We start from the raw sequence: 22,592 nt of genomic DNA, 5'->3' as shown, positions 1-22,592 counted from the left end.
CAATCCGACGGACACCGGCCTCGACTACCTCAACGACCTGGTCGCCAAGCCGACCGTCTGGCTGTCCGCCTGGTTCCAGAAGCAGCGATGAAACTCCACGACTACATCACAGGCCACCTGGGGCGGCCATTCGAATGGGGGAAGCACGACTGCGTGCTGTTCGCCGTCGGGTGGCTGGAACAGGCCACGGGCCGGGATTTCCTCGGCCCGTACAAGCCTTGGGGCAGCGCGATCGAAGCCGCGCGCAAGGTCGCGAAGGCCGGCGGCCTCGATCTGCTCTTTGACCAGCAGCTGGCGCCCATCAACCCGCACCGGGCGGTCGACGGCGACCTCGCGATTATCCGCGGTACTGCCTACCTGTTCAGCGGTGCGCATGTGGTCTCGGTCGGCGAGGAAGGACTCGTGTTCAAGGATCGGCTCGAAGCGGCGTATGCCTGGAGCCACCAAATTCAAAAGGAAAAAGCCTAATGCCACCAGCAGTCGCAGCGTTTGCCGCGTGGGCGGGCATGTCGATCACTGCCGCCTATGTGACCGTCGCCTCCGTCATCATCAGCGCCGGCACCGCCATCTACGGCGCCGCCCAGGCCAGGAAGGCCGAGCGCGCCGCCGCAGGCACTGCCGCCTATGTGACCGTCGCCTCCGTCATCATCAGCGCCGGCACCGCCATCTACGGCGCCGCCCAGGCCAGGAAGGCCGAGCGCGCCGCCGCAGGTACGGCCGTCAATACCGCGATGAAGGATCGCATGGTAACCAGCGTGGCTACCGAGGCGCCGCACCGCTACATCTACGGTCGGGCCAAGGTCGGCGCCGACGTCGTGGCAATGTTCACGACCGGCGACAAGGATCAGTTCCGCCACCTGGTGTGCGTGCACGCGATGCACGAGTGCGACGCGATCGAGGAAGTTTGGGTCAACAACGTGCTGGTCGAGTCTCTGGATGCATCCGGCGACCCGACGTCCGGCCGCTTNCCTGGATCGACAACATGCGGCCGACGAGATCATGGATCCGCGCCCCTTCGCCGAGATCCTGCGCCAGTGGAGCACCTTCCACCCCGAATTCATCGCCCTGGGTGTGCGTGCACGCGATGCACGAGTGCGACGCGATCGAGGAAGTTTGGGTCAACAACGTGCTGGTCGAGTCTCTGGATGCATCCGGCGACCCGACGTCCGGCCGCTTCGCCGTCCAACCAAACCGCGACATCGAGGAGGAGCAGAAGGTCGGCCCGAGCTTTACGCTGTCCTACTTCCCGCGCGCCGGTTCGGTCTGGGTGTTCGCCGGCAGCGGCGCGGACATGCAGCCTGTGACCGTGAACAACGTCGTCGGCCGCACCGTGAACATCGCCCAGGACGGCCCGGTCACGGTCACCTACGAGCGCGATGTGCGCAGCAAGATGTCCGACACGGTCGACCAGTCGACCACGCCGGCGGCGACAAACCCGGTCGTCCGCGTCCGGAAGCACCTGGGCGGCGCCAGCGACGTGGCCGACACCTACCTGCGCTCGATGGTGGGCGACCAGTGGCCGTCCACGGCCGTGCTGCGCGGCCTCTGCTACACCGTGATCACCCTGGATCTGAATCACCAGGAATTCCAAGGCGGCCTGGTGCCGATCCACGCGGTCATCCGCGGCCGCAAGCTGTACGACCCGCGCGACGGCCAGACCCGTTGGTCCCAGAACCCCGCGCTGGTGATTCGCGACTACCTGACGTCGCCACTGTGCGGCGTGCCGGCCGCCGACCTGCCGACGGCCCAGTTCATCGCCGCGGCGAACGTGTGCGATGAGGCGTCGCCAACCGGCGGCGCGCGCTACACGATCAACGGCACGGTCACGTCTGACCAGGGCCAGGCCGGTGTGCTGGAGTCGATGACGCAGGCCATGGCCGGCGGCCTGGTCGCCACCACCTGGGACATCTACGCGGGCAAGTACATCGCCCCGGTGATGGCGCTCCAGCAGGAAGACATCGTCGGCAGCCTGTCGATCACGCCGGGCGTGTCGGACGCCAGCGTCTATAACGGCGTGAAGGGCCAGTACATCGGCCCGGAAAACAAGTACGTCCAGACGGACTTCAAGCCGTACCAGAACGCGGTCTACCGTGAGAGCGACGGCCGCGACAAGTACACGAACATCGACTTCCCGTTCACGGAATCGCTGCAGCGCGTTACCAACCTGGCGCGCATCTTCACCGAGGATCAGCGCAACGGCTATACCATCAAGGCGGAATTCTCCTTGAAGGCCTGGCCGCTGAAGGTGGGCCAGCGCGTGACGTTCACGAGCAAGGTCTTCGGCCAGACCAACAAGGTGTTCCGCATCACCGATAAGGCGTACGCGCCGAACTCGGCCGTGCAGCTCACCCTGAAGGAGGACGACGCCAGCATCTGGGACTATGCCGACGCCACGGTGGTCGACAGCACGCCGAACAGCGATCTGCCCGACCCGTGGAAGATCGACCCGTTAGCGTCGATCTCGTGCGCATCCGGCGAGGCGGCGCTGCTGCGCCAGGCAGACGGCTCGACCGTGCCGCGCATCCTGGTGTCGTGGCCGGCGCTGACCAATCCTGTCGGCCAGCAGGTGGAGATCGAGTGGCGCGCCATCTCGTCCGAGGCCTGGACGCGCACGACGGTCGCGGCGACCGAGACTCAGGCCTACCTGTCGCCGATCACGCCCGGCTTCTTCTATCTCGTGCGCGCGCGCGTCTGGAATCCGTACCTGAACACGCGCTCCCAGCAAGTGGCGACCGTGTACCAGGTCGAGCTGTTTACCGCTCTGGCAACGGTCTATATGTACGCGGCCGACAAACCGGCGACGCCGGCGGGTGCGGCAAGCTACGACTGGCCGACAGGTACCTTCGGGGCGGCGCCAGCTGGCTGGAGCCTAACCGAGCCGACGGCTCCCAGCGGCGGCGACGTGACGCTGTGGGCTGCCATGGTGGCCATCTCCGACATCAGCGACGTGCNGGGGCGGCGCCAGCTGGCTGGAGCCTAACCGAGCCGACGGCTCCCAGCGGCGGCGACGTGACGCTGTGGGCTGCCATGGTGGCCATCTCCGACATCAGCGACGTGCTGTCGCCGTTCGACTGGGGGCAGGCGGACGTGGTCAACATCGGCTATGCTCCGGCGGCGTCGGGCCAGGGGCCGGCGGGCTACAGCAACGCGCGCGTCTTTGCCTACCAGCGGAAGGCGACGGCGCCGAGCGGCACGCCAGGTGCGGTGAACTATGATTTTACGACGGGCAGCATCACGACAGCGTCGCTGCTGAATGGCTGGCAGAAGACCATCCCGGCGTCGGACGGAAACCCGCTGTACGTGACGTCGGCCAGCGCGAGCGCCGCTGGCACCACGGACATGATCGCGTCTGGCGAATGGTCGGGGGCGGTCGTGCTGGCGTACGACGGCGGCGCCGGCACGCCCGGGCTGAACAGCGCGACGATCACGCTGTACCAGCGCACGGCCAGCGCGACGGCGCCGGCGAAGCCCTCGGCAGCCTGCACCTATACGTTCGCCACTGGCGCGCTCACCGGCCCTGATGGATCAGCTTGCCGCGTTGCCGCCCTCCTNGGGCTGAACAGCGCGACGATCACGCTGTACCAGCGCACGGCCAGCGCGACGGCGCCGGCGAAGCCCTCGGCAGCCTGCACCTATACGTTCGCCACTGGCGCGCTCACCGGCCTGAACAACGGTTGGGGTACGTTCATTCCGACGACGGGCGGCGCCTACCTGCACACGACCTTCGCAACGGCGATCGCSGCCACGGCCACGGACAGCATCGCGGCCACCGAGTGGGCGAACGTGCAGCTGATGTATGACGCGGCCGACCTGATCGCGGCGAAGGCGGCGGCGGACGCGGCGAACCTGGCCGTGACCGACATGGCGCGCGACGACNCGAACGTGCAGCTGATGTATGACGCGGCCGACCTGATCGCGGCGAAGGCGGCGGCGGACGCGGCGAACCTGGCCGTGACCGACATGGCGCGCGACGACTTGCTGTCGCCAGCTGAAAAGCCAGCGGAGAATCTGCGCTGGATCTCGATCGTCGGGGAGCGGCCAGGAATCGACGCGCAGGCAGCTGCACTATCCATCACGACCGAGCGTACCGCCTACACCAACGCGTACAACACGCTGAGCGCATATATCACCGGTCTCGGTGCTGGGTTTGCAACCATTCCGGGAACAGCAATCAGCATCGTGGGGGCAACCTACCGGACGAATTTCAAGAACTACTTCGATGCGAAGCAGGCGCTGCTCAACGCGATCGCGGCGAAGTCGGCCACGTTAGCGCAGTGGTCTGGCGTGGGCGGCACCGGGCGCCCAGCGGACAACGCGTCCGCCGACCTGACGCTGGTGGGCACGGGCGCTGTTGTGGTAACGGCGAATCGCGCCGTGAAACGGCACCGGGCGCCCAGCGGACAACGCGTCCGCCGACCTGACGCTGGTGGGCACGGGCGCTGTTGTGGTAACGGCGAATCGCGCCGTGAAAGCGAGCGGCTTGGCCGCGTGGGATTCCTCGGCGACGAGCCGGGAGAGCTACGCTGGCGGCGCATTTGTGAGCGTGCGGGCCGATGGCCTGAGCGACCTGCTGTTCGGATTGAACTCTGATCCGGATACCGATTCGCACTGGTCGTCGCTCGATTTTGCTATCGAGACCAGGGTAAATGGCGGCTTGTATGTTTGGGAAAGCGGCGTGGCGCGCGGTGGCCTGGTCGGCACGTACGGAGCGGGAGACACCCTATCGATCGTGCACGACGGTTCGGCTGTCCGGTATTGCAAGAACGGGATCCAGCAGTTCGTCACGTATTTGCCCACGCCGGTTAATTCGCCGCTCTTCTTCGATAGCTCAATTAATACGGTCGGCGCATCGCTTTCGAATATTCGCCTTGGCCCCCTGTCTAGCAACAATTGGGCACTCGTTGGCGGCACTGGCAAGCCGCAGGACGGGGCGACGGTTGGGGCTCCTGCTGGAACGAACGTCGGCAGCACGCCGGCGACGACGGTCGAGGCCCAGGCTGCGGCCGCCATTCCGAAGAAGACCATGACCGTGTCGATTACGGGAACGCTGAGTTCGCTCGTCAATAACGGCACGCAGAACTACGGGCTTTTGATCGCTAACGTCAGCGGCACTTTCAAGGCGCCGCTGTCGTATCGCTGGTCGTGTACAGGAGAGTCCGACAACGGGATCGCGACGGTCAACTATTTCGTGTCGGGGGACACGGCAGCCGACCGGATCAACGTGAAGGGGACAGCGACGAACATGAAAATTAACGGCCAAGTCACTCTGGAAGTCACGGATGCTGACGGCATCACGACCAGAACCACGCGCGGCCACGGGCCAACCCACGGAACCTATACCTCGGCATGACGACACTTCAATACGCAATCAGCGACCAAGTCGGCCAGGTGCTGGGCTTCGCCGAAGAGGAGCGCATGCCGGCGCTGCCGGATGGCCTGGTCGCCCACGTCATGGTGGAGCGGGTGCCCAGCTTCCCGGAGCCGCCGTGGCCGACGTCAACCCTGCACGTGGCGAACAACGAGCTGTACTGGGTCGAGACGGCGCCGCTCGAGCAGGCCAAGGAGCTCGCGATCGCGCGCACCTATGTCGATGTGGACGCGGTCTACGAGGCGGCGATCGGGAGGCGCGGCACGGAATACACCCGGGCCGAGGACGCGGCCCGGGTGTACCTGGCGGCCGATCCGAAGCCGGCTGTGGTCTCGGGCTACATCACGGGCCACGCCCTGACGAACCCGACAGGGCAAGTCCAGAGCGAGGCCTGGGCCGCGCAGCAGATCGTCGAGCGGGCCGACGCCTTTCGGTGGGCCGAGCTGCAGATGCGCAACGTGCGGTTCGCGCGCCAGGCCGACATGCGCGCCGCGATCACGCCGGAGGATCTGGCCACTGCAGTCGGCCAGTGGAACGACTTCATCACCTGGCTGCGCTCGACGCTGGGCCTGTAACCAACCCAAGAAAGGAGGTCTGATGGACAACCGTCCAGGAGTCGTCACGCTCCGCTTTACCTCGAGGTGGCCGCACAACCCGATCAGCCTGGCCATCGCCGTGCTGTCGGGTTCTCGCTTCTTCAGCCACGTGGTAGCCATCGTCGGCGACCGCGCTTACGAATCGTCGATGACGCACGGGTGCCGGGCCTGCTCGGTGCCGGACGTCATGGAAGGCATCGTCCGCTACCAGGACACAGGACATGGAGGTCGAGGTGCCCGATATCGGCGCCGCCGTCGCGTTCGCCGAAGGGCAGGGCGGCAAGCCCTACGACTTCGCCGGCGCGCTGGCCCTGCCGCTGCTCAAGTCCGACGACTGGGGCGACGACAGCCGCTGGTGGTGCAGCGAGCTAGTGTTCGCGATGCTTATGGCCGGCGGCCGCACGCTGCTGGATCCGGACGAGAAGCACCGGGTCACACCGAATGATTTGTACCAATGCTTTTTCCCGAAGTCCCAACTAATGCGCGCGTGAGGCGCGATCGAACTACTGCAAATTCTGTAGTAGTTGCCCATCTGACCAGGCCGCCAAGCGGCTTTTTTTACGCCCAATGAAAAGGCAACTAATGAGCAAATCCAACATCCCCGAGATCAGCAGCTACGCCGGCGCGGCCGGCTCGTTCGGGGTCGGCGCCCTGACGATGAACGAATGGGCATGCCTTATCGGTATCTTGCTGGGCTTCCTGACTTTCGTCATGAATGCCTGGTACACCAAACGCAAGGACAAGCGCGAGCAGGAGCTGAAAGACCTGGAAAAGGAAGAGCTGATCTCGCGCATTCTCGCCCAGGGGAGGCAACTGTGAGCCCACTTCGCTTGCTTAACCTGGCGATTACGCCAGCGCTGGCCGAGCTAACGCGCTGCGGGATCCCTGACACGCCCACCGCGCGCCGCTTTATGCTGGCCATTGCACTGCAGGAATCATCGCTGGCGCATCGTCGCCAGGTCGGGGCCGGCGGAGCCGAGAACGGCCCTGCCGCCTCGTTTTGGCAGTTTGAACAGGGCGGCGGCTGCAAGGGCGTGCTGACTCACTACCTGGTTGCCTCGACTATGCGCAACCTGTGCGCCGACTTCAACGTTGAGCCGACGCCCGCAGGCCTATGGGAGGCAATGCGCTACCACGACATCGTAGCCGCGATCGCGGCGCGGCTGCTGATTTATACCTTGCCGGGCAAGCTGCCTACGACACCTGCCGATGGTTGGGCTCAATACATTGACGCTTGGCGCCCTGGTAAGCCGCATCCCCAAACGTGGGCTAGCAATTGGGAACTCGCCACCCTGACCGTAGGAGAGAAGTAATGGCACCAGCACTGACAGCACTGATCCCGGTTCTCGGGAATATGTTCGACCGCATTTTCCCCGATCCGAAAGCGGCGAACGATGCAAAGCTCGAGGTGATGCGCATGGCCCAGGCCGGCGAGTTGGCCCAGCTGGACGCCGACCTGAAGCTGGCGACCGGCCAGCTGGAGATCAACAAGGTGGAGGCTGCAAGCCAGTCGCTGTTCGTCGCCGGCTGGCGTCCGGCCATCGGCTGGGTGTGCGGCGCCGCCTTCGCGTTCAAGTTCATTCTGGGCCCGGCCGCCGTGGTGCTTTCGCAGTGGTTCGGCCATCCGATCACGCTGCCCGTGTTTGACTTCAGCGAGATGAGCACGATCCTCCTGGCGTTGCTTGGACTCGGCAGCCTGCGGACTGTCGAAAAGGTGAAGGGCGTCTGACTCCGGATATACTGTACGCATGTACAGTATTGTTAAACGTCTGCGCTCGCGCGGCGCCCGCAAACATGACCGGGAGATTCAGTCCGATCCGGGGACGCCGGGCGATCTCACGCTTACGATTTGCGGCGGCGCACCCGAAGCCAAGCTCGCGCGCCACGACGACTCCCGCCAGGAGCCAATCATCCCGGTGCTGAATAACGCGCAGCTGGTCACCATGCACGGTGACAAGATGCTTTTTAAGGGGTATGAGCGCGGGGAGGGCGGCGCGGAGCACGTGCAGGAGTGGTCAGTACTGGTGACACTGCGGCCGGCTGGCGCCGGGTAACCTGGAGGAATTTTCTGACGGAAGTTAGACGAGCTCGTCCTCGTCGTCGACGACAACAAACTGGATCTGATCGATCTTCGCCATCGCCTCGGCGAGCGAAAGCTTCACTGCCTCGAAGAACGCGCGATGCCGTTCGTCGACCACGATCTGGTCGGGCCAGTCTGGTTCCCGATGCAGCCGAATCGCCCCGCCGACCACCTCGCTGAGCGGCGACTCGACGATGAATACTCGCTCCTGTTCCTGGCCCATCCCGGCAACCAGCTGCGGCAACACGGTCTTAAACGGCTCGCCCCGGTCGCTGAAGTAGTGCACCAGGGCAGGGGCGTCCTGGCCGTCGACCGGGCTGAACTCGATGTTGGGATGCTGGTGCTTCTTAATGAACATTGGGACTCCACGAACACTTTAATGAGAGCACTCTCATTTCGGCTGCTCAAACAGATCACTATATGGGAATTCGTATTTAATATGATTCGGGAGGTGGGGCTTTATTCCGGCAAATTGGGGCGAGCGTGGTTTTAAAAGCTTCACTTGCTCTTTCGGTAGATCATCTATTCCGAAGGTCTTAACTGCTGCGTCGTTTAGGCGTTCTTCGTCTGTTCCCATATGGCAGTAAATGCTGTAAGCAGGATAGCCGAGCGACAAGCGCTTCCAGCGAAGCTGAGTATGGTCAACCTTGCTATGACTTATATCCATCCAGAACAAACGTTTTCCTGTCCAAAATCCTATTCCAGCAAATCCATGATTAGAGCAGCTAACTCCGATGCGAAGTTGTTCAATGAACCCATCTTCATCGTAATCGAATGTATCTCCTAAAATTCGAGGCGGATGCACGATCAGGATCAGGTTCCTTGTGAATTCAGTTGCTTCGTACTTCTGTGCCTTCCCCCATTTTTTTTCAGTAATTTCCTTCATCCATATGTGGGGCTCTAATGGCACGATCACTACGGATTCGCGCTTGCCCCTTTTATGATAGAGCCATCCGCGAAACTCCTTTATGTTTTGGTGAATGTCATCTGGAAGCACAGCCGCAAGCTCGTATCCCTGAGCATGACCATTCAACCGTAATCTCAAGTCAGGCGTGTCTTTCAGTTCGACGTCTGTAATCTCAAAGGGGCCCTGGCTGAGATATCGGATTAGAGCTTGGGCTGTAGCGCGTTCTTCAGGGGTTGGGGCCGATCGGGTCATTTACCACTCCTTTAGCAAAGTCGAATTACACACTTATTATTTACAGCACAAACTCTGCAGAAAATCTGCCCAACACTGCATCATGTCGCGCCGCGCCGGCAGGTGAGCTGCTCGGTTATAGGCGCGGCCATTCACATCCTTGACCTGGTGCGCCAACTGGTGCTCGATCAGGTCAGTCCAGGCGCGCTGCGATATCGGCCGCCGATTCGTTGTAATATACCTGCAGTTGCCGAAGGTCACGGTGCCCGACCATGCGCGCCAAGTCGAGCACGTTCAACTTCTTGGCCAGCCGCGTAATGGCAAGGTGCCGCGTGTCGTGGAACGTGCCGTCGGCGATCATTGCCCGGGTGCGCGCCTTTCGGAACAGAGCATCAAGGGATGCGGAGGTGACGCCGAACACTGTGCCGCCGTCCTCCGGCGCCGGCAGGAGTTGGAGGAGTGCAGCGGCGCGGGACGAGAGCGGCACTGCGCGCTTCGTCCCGTTCTTCGTTTCCAGCAGGGTGGCCACCCTGCCGGTGATGTGCTCGGGCCGCAGGCCGCAGATTTCTCCAGCGCGCATCGCGGTCTCGATCGCGAACAGGAAGGCAATGCCGACGCGCTGGGTCGCGGATTCGACCGGCTCGGCCTGGTCGACGTCGATGCCCAGGGCGGCGCACAAGCGCTCGACCTCGTCCTCACTGTACAGCCGGTCGCGCGGCGGGGGATCGGCTGGGCGCCGGACATCGGTGGTCGGCGACTTCGCGATCCATTTCCACTCTTTCACGGCTGACGAGAACACGTGCGACAACAGGTTCAAGTCGCGGTTGACGGACGAGCCGAGAACCTTGTCTTCGAAGTTCTTCGCTTCGGTACCCTTCAGGCGCATGTCGCGCCATTTTCCCAGCACCTCGGGCGTCACGTCGGCCAGCTTCCAGTCTGCCAGCGGTACACCGTCCACCGACATCCGGCCAATTGCAGCCAGGCGAATCGCTTCCTTTTCGTGCCCGCGCTTGTGCACCGAAACTTCCTTCTCATAGCGGCGGAACGCGTCATCGACTGTGCGGCCGCGCTGCACGCCCGTTGCCTTCTCGGTTCGGATCTCGGTCTCGCGCTGCGCGGCCCATGCGTTGGCCTCCCCCTTGGTGGCGAACGTCCGCGACTCACGCACGCCTTGAATGGCGATCTGAACACGCCAGCCTGTTTTCTCTTTTGAAATCGACGCCATACCCAGCTTCCTATACCCGCGCTCGCGCGTAATTGCTGCGTATTTTACGCGTAATGGCTGTGTTGATGCGGGTAGAAAAAGAGGTGGTACGTTGAGAATCAAGCGGCCCAAACAACGCCGTATGCCCTTGATTTCAAATGATAAGATGCAGAAAGATGCACTTTGGGAGAGCGCAGCGTGGTGCCCCGAGCCGGAATCGAACCGGCACGCCCTTGCGAGCACGGGATTTTAAGTCCCGGGTGTCTACCAGTTTCACCATCGGGGCAGCGCGGCAGGATTCTAGCACAGGCGCCGGGCGGTGGAGTCGAACATGCAAGATTGCATGGGCCGCGGCAGGCCGCACCCTATGGCCGAGCGATCGAATGGTGTAGCATGCACCCCGGCGCAGGAAGCCTGCAGCAGGCTTCCACCGCATGCCCCGAACCAGAAGCACAAGGACGACGAGTGAACACCCATATCAACATCGACGAGCGCCTGCGCGCCTTCGTCGACCCCCTGACCGAGATCGAACACGCCGCGCTCGAGCGCAGCCTGCTGGCCGAGGGCTGCCGCGATGCCCTCGTGCTGTGGCGCGACACCCTGATCGATGGCCACAACCGCTACGAGATCTGCCGCAGGCACGGCATCCCGTTCCGCACGGTTCACAACAATAACTTCGACTCGATCGAAGACGTCATGCTGTGGATGATCGACAACCACCTGGCGCGCCGCAGCGTGTCCGACTTCCAGCGCGGTCTGCTCGCGCTGCGCAAGAAGGAGATCGTGACCGCGCGCATGGCCCAGCAGATGGCCGAGGAACCGCCGGTGCCGAATCCGGACGACATGGATTCGCGTCCGCCGCCGCCCTGGAACACGCGCGAGGAAGTCGCCAAGGCGGCGCGGGTGTCGAGCAATACCATCAGCCAGATCGAACGCATCCAGAAGGCGGCCACGCCGCAGCTGGTCGAAGCCGTCCGCTCGGGCACCATTTCGATCAACGCCGCCGCCAACGTGGCCTCGCTGCCGCAGGAGGCGCAGATCGCGGCGGTGGCCGGCGGACGCAAGGAACTGCAGCAGGCGGCGCGCCAGGTGCGCGAACAGAAGGCCGCCGGCAAGCCGAAGAAGCTGGGCCCGGACGGCGAGCCGATCGACGAAAAGGCCGCGCTGAAGGCCGAGATCGCCGCGCTGAAAGACCGCATGGCGACCCTGCTGACCGAGAACGAGATCCTCAAGCAAAAGCTCGCCAACGCCGGCTGAGCCAACAATAACGACAACGATACGGAGACCGCCGCATGATCCTCACCCGTTTTGCAGCAATGACCCTGGCCGGCAGTGTGCTGTCCGCCATCGCCTTCCCGGTACTGGCCGAGCAGCCCGCCGTGGCCAGGGCGACCGCCGCCAAGGCCGCGACGCGCAACGCGCCCACCGCGGCCGAGCTGGCGCGCTGGCAGAAGATGGCGGCGCGGGTCACGGTCATGCGCGACAAATGGGGCATCCCGCACGTGTTCGGAAAGAGCGACGCCGACGCCGTCTTCGGCATGATCTACGCCCAGGCCGAGGACGACTTCAACCGCGTCGAGCTCAATTACATCAACGCGATGGGACGCCTGGCCGAAGTCGAGGGCGAGAAGGAAGTCTGGCGCGACCTGCGCATGAAGCTCTACATCGCACCAAGCGACATGCAGGCCAAGTATGCGGCCAGCCCGGCCTGGCTGAAGGAGTTGATGAACGCCTTTGCGGACGGCCTGAACTTCTACCTGCACACGCATCCGGAAGTGAAGCCGAAGCTGCTCACGCGCTTCGAGCCGTGGATGGCGCTTTCCTTCAGCGAGGGCAGCATCGGCGGCGACATCGAATCGATCGAGCTGAAGGATCTGGAAGCCTTCTACGGCAAAGCCCCCAAGCCGACGCTGGCCGATGCGCGTAATGTCCGTGACGAGGAGCCGCGCGGCTCGAACGGCTTCGCGATCGCGCCGAAACTGACGGCTGCCGGCCACCCGCTGTTGCTGATCAATCCGCACACCTCCTTCTACTTCCGCCCCGAGATCCACATGGTCAGCGAAGAGGGACTGAACGCCTATGGCGCCGTGACCTGGGGCCAGTTCTTCATCTACCAGGGCTTCAACGAGCGCGCCGGCTGGATGCACACCTCGGGCGGCGGCGACGTGATCGACGAATACCTGGAAACGGTAATCGAACGCGGCGGCAAGTTCTTCTACAAATACGGCGGCGAGGAGCGGGCGCTGCGCGCGGTGCCGGTGGTGCTGCCTTTCAAAAAACCCGACGGCGCCATGGGTAGCCGCACGGTGACGGCCTACTTCAGCCACCACGGCCCGATCGTGCGCAGCGAAGGCGGCAAATGGGTCGCGGTAAAAATGATGGACGAGCCGGTCAAGGCGCTGACCCAGTCCTATTCGCGCACCAAGGCGAAGAATTACGACGCCTTCTACAAGGCGATGGAACTGCGCACCAACTCCTCGAACAACACCGTGTACGCGGACGCCGATGGGAATATCGCCTACTTCCACGGCAATTTCATCCCGAAGCGCGATCCGAAATTCGACTGGTCGAAACCCGTCGACGGCAGCAACCCGGCCACCGAATGGCAGGGCCTGCACGACATCAAGGAAACGATCACACTGTTCAACCCGGCCAGCGGCTATATCTCGAACACGAACAACTGGCCCTTCAGCGCCTCCGGTGCGAACAGTCCGAAGCGCGCCGACTATCCCGATTACATGTGGTCGCTGCCGGAAAACGCGCGCGGCCTGCATGCGGAACGGGTGCTGAAAAACGCCAAGGGCCTCACCCTGGATAGCCTGATCGCCGCCGCCTACGACAGCTACCTGACGGCCTTCGAGCCGCTGCTGCCGCAACTGCTGCAGGATTTCGACACACTCTCGGCCGGCGACGCGCGCAAGGCGCAGCTGGCCGAGCAGGTGGCCGCCTTGCGCGCCTGGGATCTGCGCTTCGCGGCGAACTCGGTGCCGACTGCGCTGGCCGTCTACTGGGGCCAGGAAATGGTGGCCGCGAACGCGCCGCGCGCGCGGGCGGCCGACATCCCGACGGTCGACTTCATCCAGACGCGGCTCAATAGCGAAGAGCGCCTCGAAGCACTGGGCCGCGCCAGCGCCAAGCTGACGCGCGACTTCGGCACCTGGAAAACGCCCTGGGGCGAGATCAACCGCTTCCAGCGCATCAGCGGCGACGTCCAGCAGGAATACGACGACAGCAAGCCAAGCTGGCCGGTCGCCTTTACCTCGGCCAGCTGGGGCTCGCTGGCTTCCTTCGGCATGGTGGCCAAGCAGAAGACCAAACGCATCTACGGCGACCGCGGCAACAGCTTCGTGGCCGCCGTCGAGTTCGGGCCGAAGCTCAAGGCGAAGAGCATCCTGGCCGGCGGCCAGAGCGGCAATCCGGCCTCGAAGCACTTTGCCGACCAGGCCGAGATGTATAGCCGCGGCGAATTCAAGGATGTGCTGTTCTACAAGGAAGACATCCGCAAGCAGCTCGAGCGCGAATACCACCCGGGAAAATAATCGTAGGGTGGACGGGTTTCCGGTCCACGCGACCACACCGAGAAGCAGAGGAGTACCTGTGGAACGCAGCGAAATGGAAAAAATGCTCGCGGGCGAGCTCTACGACGCCACCTGCCCGGACATCCAGGCTGAGCTGGCCGCCTGCGCCGCCTGGCTGGCGCGCTACAACGCGGCCCTCGGCGCGGCATCAAGCGTCTGGGCCGCGCTGCTGCGCGAGCGCCTGGGCGGCGTGGGCGAGGGCGCCTTGCTGCGTCCGCCGTTCTACTGCGACTACGGCAGCAACATCCACGTCGGCAAGGGCGTCTTCATCAACTATAACTGCGTGATCCTCGATGTCGTGCGGGTGACGATCGGCGACGACACCCGCATCGGCCCGGCGGTACAGATCTATACCGCCGACCATCCGCGCGATCCGGCCCTGCGCCGCAGCGGGCTGGAATCGGGCATTCCGGTCACGATCGGGAACAACGTCTGGATCGGCGGCGGCGCCATCATCCTGCCGGGTGTGACCATTGGCGACGACGCGATCGTCGGCGCCGGCAGCGTGGTCACGCGCGACGTGCCTGCCGGGGCGACCGTGGCCGGCAATCCAGCGCGCGTGGTGGGCCCGAAAACGGACGGCTGAGCTGGCGTGGGCCTTGCCACCCTTGCTATAATTTCGCGATTTTCAGTTCTCCTTCTTTCGGCACAGGCAGCGCAGTGGCAAAACTCTATTTCAGGTATTCGGCGATGAACGCCGGCAAATCCACGGCGCTGCTGCAGGTCGCGCACAACTACGAAGAGCAGGGTCAGCAGGTCAAGCTGTACACGGCGGCCATCGACAACCGCTACGGCGTCGGCCTGATCACCTCGCGTCTCGGCCCGCAGCGCGAAGTCGACACCTTCGATGGCGGCACCAACTTCCTGGCGGCGGCGCCGGCAGTCGCCTGCGTGCTGGTCGACGAAGCCCAGTTTCTGGCCAAGGAGCAGGTGCAGCAGCTGCACCAGTTGGCGCAAGTGCGCGGCGTGCCTGTGATCTGCTATGGCCTGCGCAGCGATTTCCGCGGCGACCCGTTCCCGGGCTCGGCCTATCTGCTGGCGCTGGCCGACGACATCGAGGAAATCAAGAACATCTGTACTTGCGGCAAGAAGGCGACGATGAACGTGCGCGTCGACGAAGCAGGGCAGCGCATCCGTGAAGGCGAGCAGGTCAGCATCGGCGGCAACGAGAGCTACCGCCAGGCTTGCGGCCGCTGCTTCTACAGTTAAAGCCTGATGAGTGTCCTGCCGGCCTGTACGGCCGTGCTGCCGGGCTATCTCTGCGGCCAGATGGACATCCTTCTCTACCTGGTGCCGTCGATGGCGGTCGCCTTCCTGTTCTGGATGCTGTCCGGCGCACACCCGGCCTTTTTCCTGCTCACCGCCCCCGGCACCCTGTGCCACGAGCTGGCCCACTTCGGCGTCGGTTTGCTCACCAATGCCGAGCCGACGAACATCAGTCTCTTTCCGCGCCGCAAGGGCAAGGTCTGGGAGCTCGGGTCGGTCACCTTTTCCAACCTGCGCTGGTACAACGCGGCGCCCGCGGCCCTGGCGCCGCTGCTGATTCTGCTCTTGCCGATTGCGGTTGCCGCCTGGCGCACCGGCCCCGGCTGGCATTTCGCGCCGATCGACCTCGTGCTCGCCGTGCTGCTGGCGCCGCAGTTCCTGTCTTTTTGGCCTTCTCCGGTGGACTGGCGCCTGGCGAGCCGCTCCTGGCCCTGGGCCGTGCTGCTGATTTCGGGCGGGGTTATTTACTTGTGGAACGACCTGCTGCTGGGCCTGGTGCGAGGCTGACCACGCCGGCTTAAGCCAACCTTAATCTTGTCATTACGCCCTGCACAAGCCGACTCGACGCGCGCCTGCGTTCCTGTAGAATGGGTTCGCACGCCGTCGATACCATCAGTATCCGGCGCTGCACGAAGTTACCTCAGTTCACGTTCGGAGAACGACTAAATGAAGAAGCAGATGTTGATCGTTGCCCTGGCCGCCGCCTGCGCCATGTCGACGCACGCGGTCACCGCACAGCCAGAAAAAGTCGCGTCCACCCAGATGAAACCCGTTGCCGCACAAACGCAAGCCGCGTTGTGGGCCTCGCGCGTCCTGGGCCGCTACCACTACAAGGCCACGCCGCTCGACGATGCGATGTCGGAAAAGATCTTCGACAATTATTTCGAGACGCTCGACGGCGAGAAGCTCTACTTCACCCAGGCCGACATCGACCGCTTCGCGCCGATGCGCACCAAGTTCGACGACGCCATCAACAACGAAGACCTGACCCAGCCCTTCGTGATCTACAACCTCTACCTGCAGCGCTTCAGCGAGCGCATGAACTATGCGCGCAGCCTGCTGAAGACCAAACTCGACTTCACCGTCGACGAAACCATGCAGCTCGACCGCGAAAAGGCCCCGTGGGCGAAGAGCGAGGACGAGGTGCGCGACCTGTGGAGGAAGCGCGTCAAGAACGACTGGCTGCGCCTGAAGTTGGCCGGCAAGGACGAGAAGGGCATCCGCGAGACGCTCGACAAGCGCTATGAGAACTACATCTCGCGCATGAAGAAGCTGAACAATGAAGACGTGTTCCAGTGGTTCATGAACGCGTACGCGACCGCGATCGAACCGCACACCAACTACATGGGCCCGCGCTCGGCCGACAACTTCGACATCGCCATGCGCCTGTCGCTGGAAGGCATCGGCGCGGTGCTGCAGACGCGCGACGACTACACCGTGATCCGCGAAATCGTGCCGGGTAGCCCGGCCGACAAGTCCGGCAAGCTGAAAGTGGGCGACCGCATCGTCGGCGTCGCGCAGGGCAACGGCGCGTTCACCGACGTGCTCGGCTGGCGTATCGACGACGTCGTGCAACTGGTGCGCGGCGAGAAGGGCTCGACCGTGCGCCTGGACGTGATTCCGGGCGATGCCGGCGTCGATGCCAAGCACGTCACCGTCTCGATGGTGCGCAAGAAGATCAGCATGGAAGAGCAGGCGGCCAAGAAGTCGATCATCCAGGTCAAGGAAGGCGGCGTGAACCGCCGCATCGGCATCATTTCGCTGCCGACCTTCTACCAGGACTTCGAAGCGCGCCGCAAGGGCGACAAGGACTTCAAGAGCGCCACCCGCGACGTCGCCCGCATCCTGGGTGAACTGAAAAAGGAAAAAGTCGACAACGTCCTGATCGACCTGCGCAACAACGGCGGCGGTTCGCTGATCGAGGCGGTCGAGCTGACCGGCCTCTTCATCGACAAGGGCCCGGTGGTGCAGCAGCGTACCGCCGAAGGCCGCGTCGAGGTCGAGAGCGACACCCAGGCCGGCCTGGCCTGGGACGGCCCGATGGGCGTGCTGATCAACCGCGGCTCGGCCTCGGCCTCGGAAATCTTCGCCGCCGCGATCCAGGATTACGGCCGCGGCCTGGTCATCGGCGAACCGAGCTTCGGCAAGGGCACGGTGCAGACCCTGATCGACCTCGACCGCTTCTCGCAGTCCGAGAAAGTGCGCTACGGCGAACTGAAGATGACGATCGCCCAGTTCTTCCGCATCAACGGCGGCACCACCCAGCTGCGCGGCGTCACGCCCGACATCAAGCTGCCGGTGACCTCCGACATCGAGAACTTCGGCGAATCCTCGTTCGACAACGCGCTGCCCTGGGTGTCGATCAAGCCGGCGACCTACATCCCGTCGGGCGACCTGCGCGAACTGGTGGCGCCGCTGCAGAAGCGCCACGAGGCGCGCATCGCCAAGGACAAGGAGTTCCAGGATCTGCGCGAGGACATCGCCGAGGTCATGAAGCTGCGCAAGGAAAACACGATCTCGCTGAACGAAGCCGTGCGCCGCAAGGAGCTCGACGCCCAGGAAGCGCGCGCCAAGCTGCGCGAAGCGCGCCTGACCGCGGCCAAGGGCAGCGTCGACGAGCCGGTCGCCGGGCCGGGCGGCAAGGAAGCGCGCAGCAAGGTGCCCGAGCCGACCCGTCCAGCCAAAGCCGTGGTCGCCGCCCGCAATACCATCCGCGACGATGGCCTGCAAGCCGACGAGCGCGCCCTGTCGGCCGAGATCGCCGCCGAGAAGGCCGCCAAGGATGCGAAGGACGTTCTGCTGCAGGAAGCCGCACACATCCTGGCGGACGAGGCGGGCATGCTGAAGACGGATACGCGGATGGCTTCGCGTACCATGCCGTACATGGCGTCGGGCAAGCCGGAATAAGGCTGCACCTGATGTCCCAAAAAAAGCTCCTGCGGGAGCTTTTTTTTTTCGTCCCTGGCCGCCGGGTAGGGTGGTGGCCGGGACGCGCCGTACGCGGGCATGCCCGCCCTACGGTGCGCAGCTGCCGCGGGTTCGTAGGGCGGGCATGCCCGCGCGTACGTGCCTTCGCGCACCCGACCGATCGACAACGGCGGCGTCCGCCGCATACCGCGAAACCCACGCACCATCTCCACTTTTTCATTTGGTAAAACCACCATCCTTTCGGGTACAATCGTTAATGAACGATCGTGCTTTTTCGCCTGGCGCGACAATAACGAGGAGACCGAATGGACCTGAACTACACGGATGAAGACCTGGCATTTCGCGACGAGGTGCGGGCCTTCCTGGCGGAGGCCTTGCCCGCCGATCTGCAGCACAAGCTGCGCCACCACCTGCGCCTCACCAAGGACGACAGCGTCCGCTGGCACAAGATTCTGGCGGCCAAGGGCTGGGTCGCGCCCGGCTGGCCGGCGGAATTCGGTGGCCCCGGCTGGACGCCGGTGCAGCGCCATATCTTCGACGAGGAATGCGCGCGCGCCGGCACCCCGCAGATCATGCCTTTCGGCGTCAACATGGTCGCGCCGGTCATCATGGCCTTCGGCAGCCCCGAGCAAAAAGCCTACTACCTGCCGCGCATCCTGTCCTGCGAGGACTGGTGGTGCCAGGGTTATTCGGAACCGGGCGCCGGCTCCGACCTGGCTTCGCTGAAGACCACCGCCGTCAAGGACGGTGACCACTACATCGTCAACGGCCAGAAGACCTGGACGACGCTGGCCCAGCACGCCGACATGATCTTCTGCCTGGTGCGCACCGACACCGGTGTGAGGAAGCAGGAAGGCATTTCCTTCCTCCTGATCGACATGCATAGCCCCGGCATCACGGTGCGCCCGATTATCATGCTCGACGAAGACCACGAAGTGAACGAAGTCTTCTTCGACAACGTGCGCGTCCCAAGCGCGAATCTGGTCGGCCAGGAAAACCGCGGCTGGACTTACGCCAAATACCTGCTCGGCCACGAGCGCACCGGCATCGCCGCCGTCGGCCGCAGCAAGCGCGAACTCGCCTTCCTGAAGACGCTGGCCGTGCGCGAACAGAAGAACGGCAAGCCGCTGATCGAGGATCCGCTCTTCGCCGCCAAGCTGGCGAGCCTGGAAATCGAACTGATGGCGCTGGAGACCACCGTGCTGCGCGTCCTCTCGCGCGCCGACAAGGGCCCGGGCCCGGAAGCCTCCGTGCTGAAGGTGCGCGGCACCGACATCCAGCAGCAGCTCTCCGAACTGATGGTCGAAGCCGTCGGCCCGATGGCGCTGCCTTTCGATCCGGCCTATCTCGAGGGCGAGCGTGAGCACAGCCTGGTGGACGACGACGATGCCGCGCCGCTGCTGTCGCACTACTTCAACTATCGCAAGACCTCCATCTATGGCGGCTCGAACGAGATCCAACGCAACATCATCACCCAGATGATCCTGGGCCTGTAAGGAGAGCGCACGTGGACTTCAATTTCAACGAAGAGCAGACCCAGTTCGCCGATGCGCTCAAACGCTGGATCGGCCGCGACTACGGCTTCGAGGCGCGCCGCGCGATCATCCAGTCCGAGGCCGGCGTGTCCGATGCCGCCTGGACCACGCTGGCCGAACTGGGCATGACGGCGCTGCCGGTGCCCGAGGAGCACGGCGGCTTCAATGGCAACGCCGTCGACATGTTCGTCGTGATGCAGGAACTGGGCCGCGGCCTGGTGGTCGAGCCATACTTCGCCACCGTCTTCGGCGCCGAATTCCTGCGCCTGGCGGGCGGGCAGGGCGCCTTGCTGGAGCAGGTCGCCGGCGGCGAACTGAAACTGGCCTGCGCCCTGGGCGAGCGACAGTCGCGCCACGACATGTTCGATATCGCCACCCGCGCCGAAGCCAATGCCGACGGCTGGACGATCGACGGCGAGAAGAAGGTCGTCCTGCACGGCGCCGAAGCCGGCATGCTGGTGGTCTCAGCCCGCAGCGGCGGCGAGCAGCGCGGCCGGGACGGCGTCTCGCTGTTCGTGCTGCCGCTCGACACGCCGGGGATCACGGTCACCGGCTACCGCACCCTGGACGGCCAGCGCGCCGCCGACGTGCGCTTCGAGAACGTGCAGGCGCCGCGCGCCAGCATGCTGGGCGAAGCGGGGCAGGGCGGCGAACTCCTCGACGCGGCCCTCGACTACGGCGCCGGTCTGCTGTGCGCGGAAGCGCTGGGCGCGATGGAAGCCATTTTCGCGGCGACCCTGGATTACCTGAAGACCCGACAGCAGTTCGGCGCCCCGATCGGCAAGTTCCAGGCCCTGCAGCACCGGATGGCCGACATGTACATCCACCTGGAACAGGCGCGTTCGATGGCAATGCTGGCGGCGGTGAAGCTGGCCTCCAGCGACGTCACCGAGCGCCGCCGCGCCGTCTCGGCCGCCAAGTACCGCGTCAACCAGGCCGCGCGCTTCGTCGGCCAGCAGGCGGTGCAGCTGCATGGCGGCATGGGCGTGACCGACGAACTGCCGGCCGCGCACTACTTCAAGCGCCTGGCCACGATCGAACTGACCCTGGGCGACTCCGACCACCACCTGGCGCGCTTCATCGCCCAGCCGGGCTTTGTCGACAAGGCCGCCGCATGAAGAAGCAATGGTATTTCGACGACTTCGTGCCGGGCCAGGAAATCGAATTGGGCGAGCGCACCGTGACGGAGGACGAGATCATCGCCTTTGCCACCCAGTTCGACCCGCAGCCCTTCCACATCGACCGGGAAGCGGCCGCGAAATCGATCTACGGCGGCGTGATCGCCAGCGGCTGGCATACCTGCGCGATGATGATGCGCATCGTCCTGGACGGCATGGGCTGCGAGGAAGCGAGCATGGGTTCGCCCGGCCTGGACGGCGTGCGCTGGCTGCAGCCGGTGCGCGCCGGCGACACGCTCTCGGTTCGCTATGTGACGAAGGAAGTCAAACCGTCGACCTCGAAGCCGGATCGCGGCGTCGTGTTCTCGACCTGGGTGGCGACCAACCAGCGCGGCGAGGACGTGTGCACGATCGATGGGAAGGCGATGTTCAAGCGGCGGATGGAGCACGGCGCGGCCTGAATCCGGCGCGCTCGACGTGATCGAAGGTGGCGCCGCGGCGCCACCTTTTTTTTCGGGCCGCCGCGCGGCGGCCGTGAGTTACAGATACTTCGCCAGCTCGACTTTCGCAATCGCATTGCGGTGCACCTCGTCCGGGCCGTCGGCCAGGCGCAGGGTGCGGTTGCCGGCCCACTGGTAGGCGAGCGGGAAGTCGTCGGAGACGCCGCCGGCGCCGTGGGCCTGGATGGCCCAGTCGAGCACCTGCTGGGCCACGTTCGGGGCCAGCACCTTGATCATCGCGATCTCGGCCGCGGCGACCTTGTTGCCGACCGTGTCCATCATCCAGGCCGCCTTCAAGGTCAGCAAACGCGAGGTGTCGATGCGGATGCGCGCTTCGGCGATGCGCTCGCGCCAGACGCCCTGTTCGCTGATCTTCTTGCCGAAGGCGACGCGCGAGTCCAGGCGCTTGCACATCAGTTCGAGCGCGCGCTCGGCGACGCCGATGGCGCGCATGCAGTGGTGAATGCGGCCCGGCCCGAGGCGGCCCTGGGCGATCTCGAAGCCGCGGCCTTCGCCGAGCAGCATGTTCGCGGCCGGCACGCGGACGTTCTCGAACAGGATCTCGCAGTGGCCGTGCGGCGCGTCGTCGTAGCCGAACACGGGCAGCGGGCGCTTCACGGTGATGCCTGGCGTATCGGCCGGCACCAGGATCATCGACTGCTGCTGGTGGCGCGCCGCATTCGGATCGGTCTTGCCCATGACGATATAGATCGCGCAGCGCGGATCGCCGGCGCCCGAAATCCACCATTTATGGCCGTTGATGACGTACTCGTCGCCGTCGCCGCTGTTGCTACGTTCGATGCGGGTGGCGATATTGGTCGCGTCCGAGGAGGCGACGTCCGGTTCGGTCATGGCGAAGGCCGAGCGGATCTCGCCGCGCAGCAGCGGTTCGAGCCAGCGCTGCTTGTGTTCCTCGGCGGCGTAGCGTTCCAGCGTTTCCATGTTGCCGGTGTCGGGCGCGCCGCAGTTGAATACTTCCGGCGCCCAGCCGACGCGGCCCATGATTTCGCACAGGGGCGCGTAATCGAGGTTCGACAGGCCTTCCGGTGCACGCGTCGACTTCGGCAGGAACAAATTCCACAGGCCCTGTTCGCGCGCCAGCGGTTTGAGGCGCTCGATCAGTTCGGTCGGCACCCAGCGGTTCCCGGCCGCGCCGTTGCGGTCGATTTCCTGCTTATAGGCTTTCTCGTTCGGATAGATATGCTCGTCCATGAAGGCGAGCAGGCGTGTGCGCAGCTCTTTGCAGCGGTCGGAATAGTCGAAGTCCATGGTGTCTCTCCC

21 protein-coding genes and 1 tRNA gene are annotated in these 22,592 nt (G+C 64.4%); 17 read left to right on the top strand and 5 right to left on the bottom strand.

The window, feature by feature from the left end; genetic code table 11:
• Positions 1 to 87 precede the first annotated feature (87 nt).
• The 8 genes from ASF77_RS23430 (at position 88) to ASF77_RS23385 (ending at position 8,018) form a co-directional block, all read left to right on the top strand.
• Positions 88 to 468 carry a hypothetical protein gene (locus ASF77_RS23430; RefSeq protein ID WP_056345696.1) on the top strand — a complete coding sequence of 127 codons (381 nt, stop codon included), beginning with the start codon at positions 88 to 90 and terminating at the stop codon, positions 466 to 468.
• A gap of 4,069 nt (positions 469 to 4,537) precedes the next feature.
• The gene (locus ASF77_RS24590; RefSeq protein ID WP_056345687.1) at positions 4,538 to 5,350 is read left to right on the top strand and encodes a hypothetical protein; all 813 of its coding nucleotides are present in this window, start codon (positions 4,538 to 4,540) and stop codon (positions 5,348 to 5,350) included.
• On the top strand, positions 5,347 to 5,943 hold the full coding sequence (locus tag ASF77_RS23410; RefSeq protein WP_056345684.1) for a hypothetical protein: 597 nt from the start codon (positions 5,347 to 5,349) through the stop codon (positions 5,941 to 5,943). Before ASF77_RS24590 ends, ASF77_RS23410 begins: the two co-directional genes overlap by 4 nt.
• Before the next feature lie 242 nt (positions 5,944 to 6,185).
• Complete coding sequence (locus tag ASF77_RS23405) at positions 6,186 to 6,455, top strand: hypothetical protein (protein WP_056345681.1); 270 nt, start codon at positions 6,186 to 6,188, stop codon at positions 6,453 to 6,455.
• A gap of 91 nt (positions 6,456 to 6,546) precedes the next feature.
• Positions 6,547 to 6,783: an HP1 family phage holin gene (locus ASF77_RS23400; protein WP_056345677.1), complete on the top strand. Its 237-nt coding sequence runs from the start codon at positions 6,547 to 6,549 to the stop codon at positions 6,781 to 6,783.
• Positions 6,780 to 7,277 (top strand): hypothetical protein, encoded by a 498-nt coding sequence (locus tag ASF77_RS23395; RefSeq protein WP_056345675.1) that lies wholly within the window; start codon positions 6,780 to 6,782, stop codon positions 7,275 to 7,277. Before ASF77_RS23400 ends, ASF77_RS23395 begins: the two co-directional genes overlap by 4 nt.
• Positions 7,277 to 7,693, top strand: a complete 417-nt coding sequence (locus tag ASF77_RS23390) for a holin family protein (protein WP_082494044.1) — start codon at positions 7,277 to 7,279, stop codon at positions 7,691 to 7,693. The genes ASF77_RS23395 and ASF77_RS23390 overlap by 1 nt, the downstream gene beginning before the upstream one ends.
• A gap of 19 nt (positions 7,694 to 7,712) precedes the next feature.
• Complete coding sequence (locus ASF77_RS23385; protein WP_056345669.1) at positions 7,713 to 8,018, top strand: hypothetical protein; 306 nt, start codon at positions 7,713 to 7,715, stop codon at positions 8,016 to 8,018.
• A gap of 24 nt (positions 8,019 to 8,042) precedes the next feature.
• Here ASF77_RS23385 and ASF77_RS23380 read toward each other — a convergent pair whose 3' ends face one another.
• The 4 genes from ASF77_RS23380 to ASF77_RS23370 all read right to left on the bottom strand — a co-directional run bounded on the left by ASF77_RS23380 (position 8,043) and on the right by ASF77_RS23370 (position 10,672).
• Positions 8,043 to 8,402, bottom strand: coding sequence for a hypothetical protein (locus tag ASF77_RS23380; protein ID WP_056345666.1), 360 nt, complete (start codon positions 8,400 to 8,402; stop codon positions 8,043 to 8,045).
• 33 nt (positions 8,403 to 8,435) lie between these two features.
• A complete protein-coding gene (locus ASF77_RS24475; RefSeq protein ID WP_156649008.1) occupies positions 8,436 to 9,203 on the bottom strand; it encodes a hypothetical protein in 768 nt (255 codons plus the stop codon).
• A gap of 172 nt (positions 9,204 to 9,375) precedes the next feature.
• Positions 9,376 to 10,407: a site-specific integrase gene (locus tag ASF77_RS23375; RefSeq protein ID WP_056345663.1), complete on the bottom strand. Its 1,032-nt coding sequence runs from the start codon at positions 10,405 to 10,407 to the stop codon at positions 9,376 to 9,378.
• 178 nt (positions 10,408 to 10,585) lie between these two features.
• Positions 10,586 to 10,672: transfer RNA gene (locus ASF77_RS23370), tRNA-Leu, on the bottom strand.
• A 179-nt stretch (positions 10,673 to 10,851) separates the two neighbouring features.
• On the opposite strand from ASF77_RS23370, the gene ASF77_RS23365 reads away from it, so the two are divergent.
• The 9 genes from ASF77_RS23365 (at position 10,852) to ASF77_RS23325 (ending at position 21,272) form a co-directional block, all read left to right on the top strand.
• Positions 10,852 to 11,643, top strand: coding sequence for a hypothetical protein (locus ASF77_RS23365; protein WP_056345660.1), 792 nt, complete (start codon positions 10,852 to 10,854; stop codon positions 11,641 to 11,643).
• A gap of 35 nt (positions 11,644 to 11,678) precedes the next feature.
• Entirely contained in the window at positions 11,679 to 13,925 is a 2,247-nt protein-coding gene (locus ASF77_RS23360) for a penicillin acylase family protein (protein WP_082494042.1), read from the top strand.
• A gap of 82 nt (positions 13,926 to 14,007) precedes the next feature.
• Positions 14,008 to 14,550, top strand: coding sequence for a sugar O-acetyltransferase (locus tag ASF77_RS23355; RefSeq protein WP_200934228.1), 543 nt, complete (start codon positions 14,008 to 14,010; stop codon positions 14,548 to 14,550).
• A 74-nt stretch (positions 14,551 to 14,624) separates the two neighbouring features.
• Entirely contained in the window at positions 14,625 to 15,173 is a 549-nt protein-coding gene (locus ASF77_RS23350) for a thymidine kinase (RefSeq protein ID WP_056345657.1), read from the top strand.
• Between the two features lie 6 nt (positions 15,174 to 15,179).
• Positions 15,180 to 15,737 (top strand): hypothetical protein, encoded by a 558-nt coding sequence (locus ASF77_RS23345; RefSeq protein ID WP_056345654.1) that lies wholly within the window; start codon positions 15,180 to 15,182, stop codon positions 15,735 to 15,737.
• Positions 15,738 to 15,896: 159 nt separating this feature from the next.
• Positions 15,897 to 18,137, top strand: a complete 2,241-nt coding sequence (locus ASF77_RS23340) for a carboxy terminal-processing peptidase (RefSeq protein WP_056345651.1) — start codon at positions 15,897 to 15,899, stop codon at positions 18,135 to 18,137.
• A 326-nt stretch (positions 18,138 to 18,463) separates the two neighbouring features.
• Complete coding sequence (locus tag ASF77_RS23335) at positions 18,464 to 19,654, top strand: acyl-CoA dehydrogenase family protein (protein ID WP_056345646.1); 1,191 nt, start codon at positions 18,464 to 18,466, stop codon at positions 19,652 to 19,654.
• Positions 19,655 to 19,665: 11 nt separating this feature from the next.
• On the top strand, positions 19,666 to 20,811 hold the full coding sequence (locus ASF77_RS23330; RefSeq protein ID WP_056345643.1) for an acyl-CoA dehydrogenase family protein: 1,146 nt from the start codon (positions 19,666 to 19,668) through the stop codon (positions 20,809 to 20,811).
• Positions 20,808 to 21,272, top strand: coding sequence for a MaoC family dehydratase (locus tag ASF77_RS23325; protein WP_056345640.1), 465 nt, complete (start codon positions 20,808 to 20,810; stop codon positions 21,270 to 21,272). The genes ASF77_RS23330 and ASF77_RS23325 overlap by 4 nt, the downstream gene beginning before the upstream one ends.
• A gap of 78 nt (positions 21,273 to 21,350) precedes the next feature.
• Here the strand turns inward: ASF77_RS23325 and ASF77_RS23320 are convergent, their stop codons facing one another.
• Entirely contained in the window at positions 21,351 to 22,580 is a 1,230-nt protein-coding gene (locus tag ASF77_RS23320) for an acyl-CoA dehydrogenase family protein (protein WP_056345636.1), read from the bottom strand.
• Positions 22,581 to 22,592: the final 12 nt, after the last annotated feature.

Origin of the sequence: Massilia sp. Leaf139, from assembly GCF_001424165.1 — a bacterium.
Lineage (GTDB): Bacteria > Pseudomonadota > Gammaproteobacteria > Burkholderiales > Burkholderiaceae_D > Telluria.
Note: the sequence above shows the minus strand (reverse complement) of the source record. Positions and strands in the feature narration are given on the sequence as shown.

Excerpts from the sequence above, each read along its gene's own strand:
- ASF77_RS23430 (WP_056345696.1), top strand. The coding sequence starts at position 88 with ATGAAACTCCACGACTACATCACAGGCCACCTGGGGCGGCCATTCGAA.
- ASF77_RS23410 (WP_056345684.1), top strand. The coding sequence starts at position 5,347 with ATGACGACACTTCAATACGCAATCAGCGACCAAGTCGGCCAGGTGCTG.
- ASF77_RS23405 (WP_056345681.1), top strand. The coding sequence starts at position 6,186 with ATGGAGGTCGAGGTGCCCGATATCGGCGCCGCCGTCGCGTTCGCCGAA.
- ASF77_RS23400 (WP_056345677.1), top strand. The coding sequence starts at position 6,547 with ATGAGCAAATCCAACATCCCCGAGATCAGCAGCTACGCCGGCGCGGCC.
- ASF77_RS23390 (WP_082494044.1), top strand. The coding sequence starts at position 7,277 with ATGGCACCAGCACTGACAGCACTGATCCCGGTTCTCGGGAATATGTTC.
- ASF77_RS23385 (WP_056345669.1), top strand. The coding sequence starts at position 7,713 with ATGTACAGTATTGTTAAACGTCTGCGCTCGCGCGGCGCCCGCAAACAT.
- ASF77_RS23380 (WP_056345666.1), bottom strand. The coding sequence starts at position 8,402 with ATGTTCATTAAGAAGCACCAGCATCCCAACATCGAGTTCAGCCCGGTC.
- ASF77_RS24475 (WP_156649008.1), bottom strand. The coding sequence starts at position 9,203 with ATGACCCGATCGGCCCCAACCCCTGAAGAACGCGCTACAGCCCAAGCT.
- ASF77_RS23375 (WP_056345663.1), bottom strand. The coding sequence starts at position 10,407 with ATGGCGTCGATTTCAAAAGAGAAAACAGGCTGGCGTGTTCAGATCGCC.
- ASF77_RS23360 (WP_082494042.1), top strand. The coding sequence starts at position 11,679 with ATGATCCTCACCCGTTTTGCAGCAATGACCCTGGCCGGCAGTGTGCTG.
- ASF77_RS23355 (WP_200934228.1), top strand. The coding sequence starts at position 14,008 with ATGCTCGCGGGCGAGCTCTACGACGCCACCTGCCCGGACATCCAGGCT.
- ASF77_RS23345 (WP_056345654.1), top strand. The coding sequence starts at position 15,180 with ATGAGTGTCCTGCCGGCCTGTACGGCCGTGCTGCCGGGCTATCTCTGC.
- ASF77_RS23340 (WP_056345651.1), top strand. The coding sequence starts at position 15,897 with ATGAAGAAGCAGATGTTGATCGTTGCCCTGGCCGCCGCCTGCGCCATG.
- ASF77_RS23335 (WP_056345646.1), top strand. The coding sequence starts at position 18,464 with ATGGACCTGAACTACACGGATGAAGACCTGGCATTTCGCGACGAGGTG.
- ASF77_RS23325 (WP_056345640.1), top strand. The coding sequence starts at position 20,808 with ATGAAGAAGCAATGGTATTTCGACGACTTCGTGCCGGGCCAGGAAATC.
- ASF77_RS23320 (WP_056345636.1), bottom strand. The coding sequence starts at position 22,580 with ATGGACTTCGACTATTCCGACCGCTGCAAAGAGCTGCGCACACGCCTG.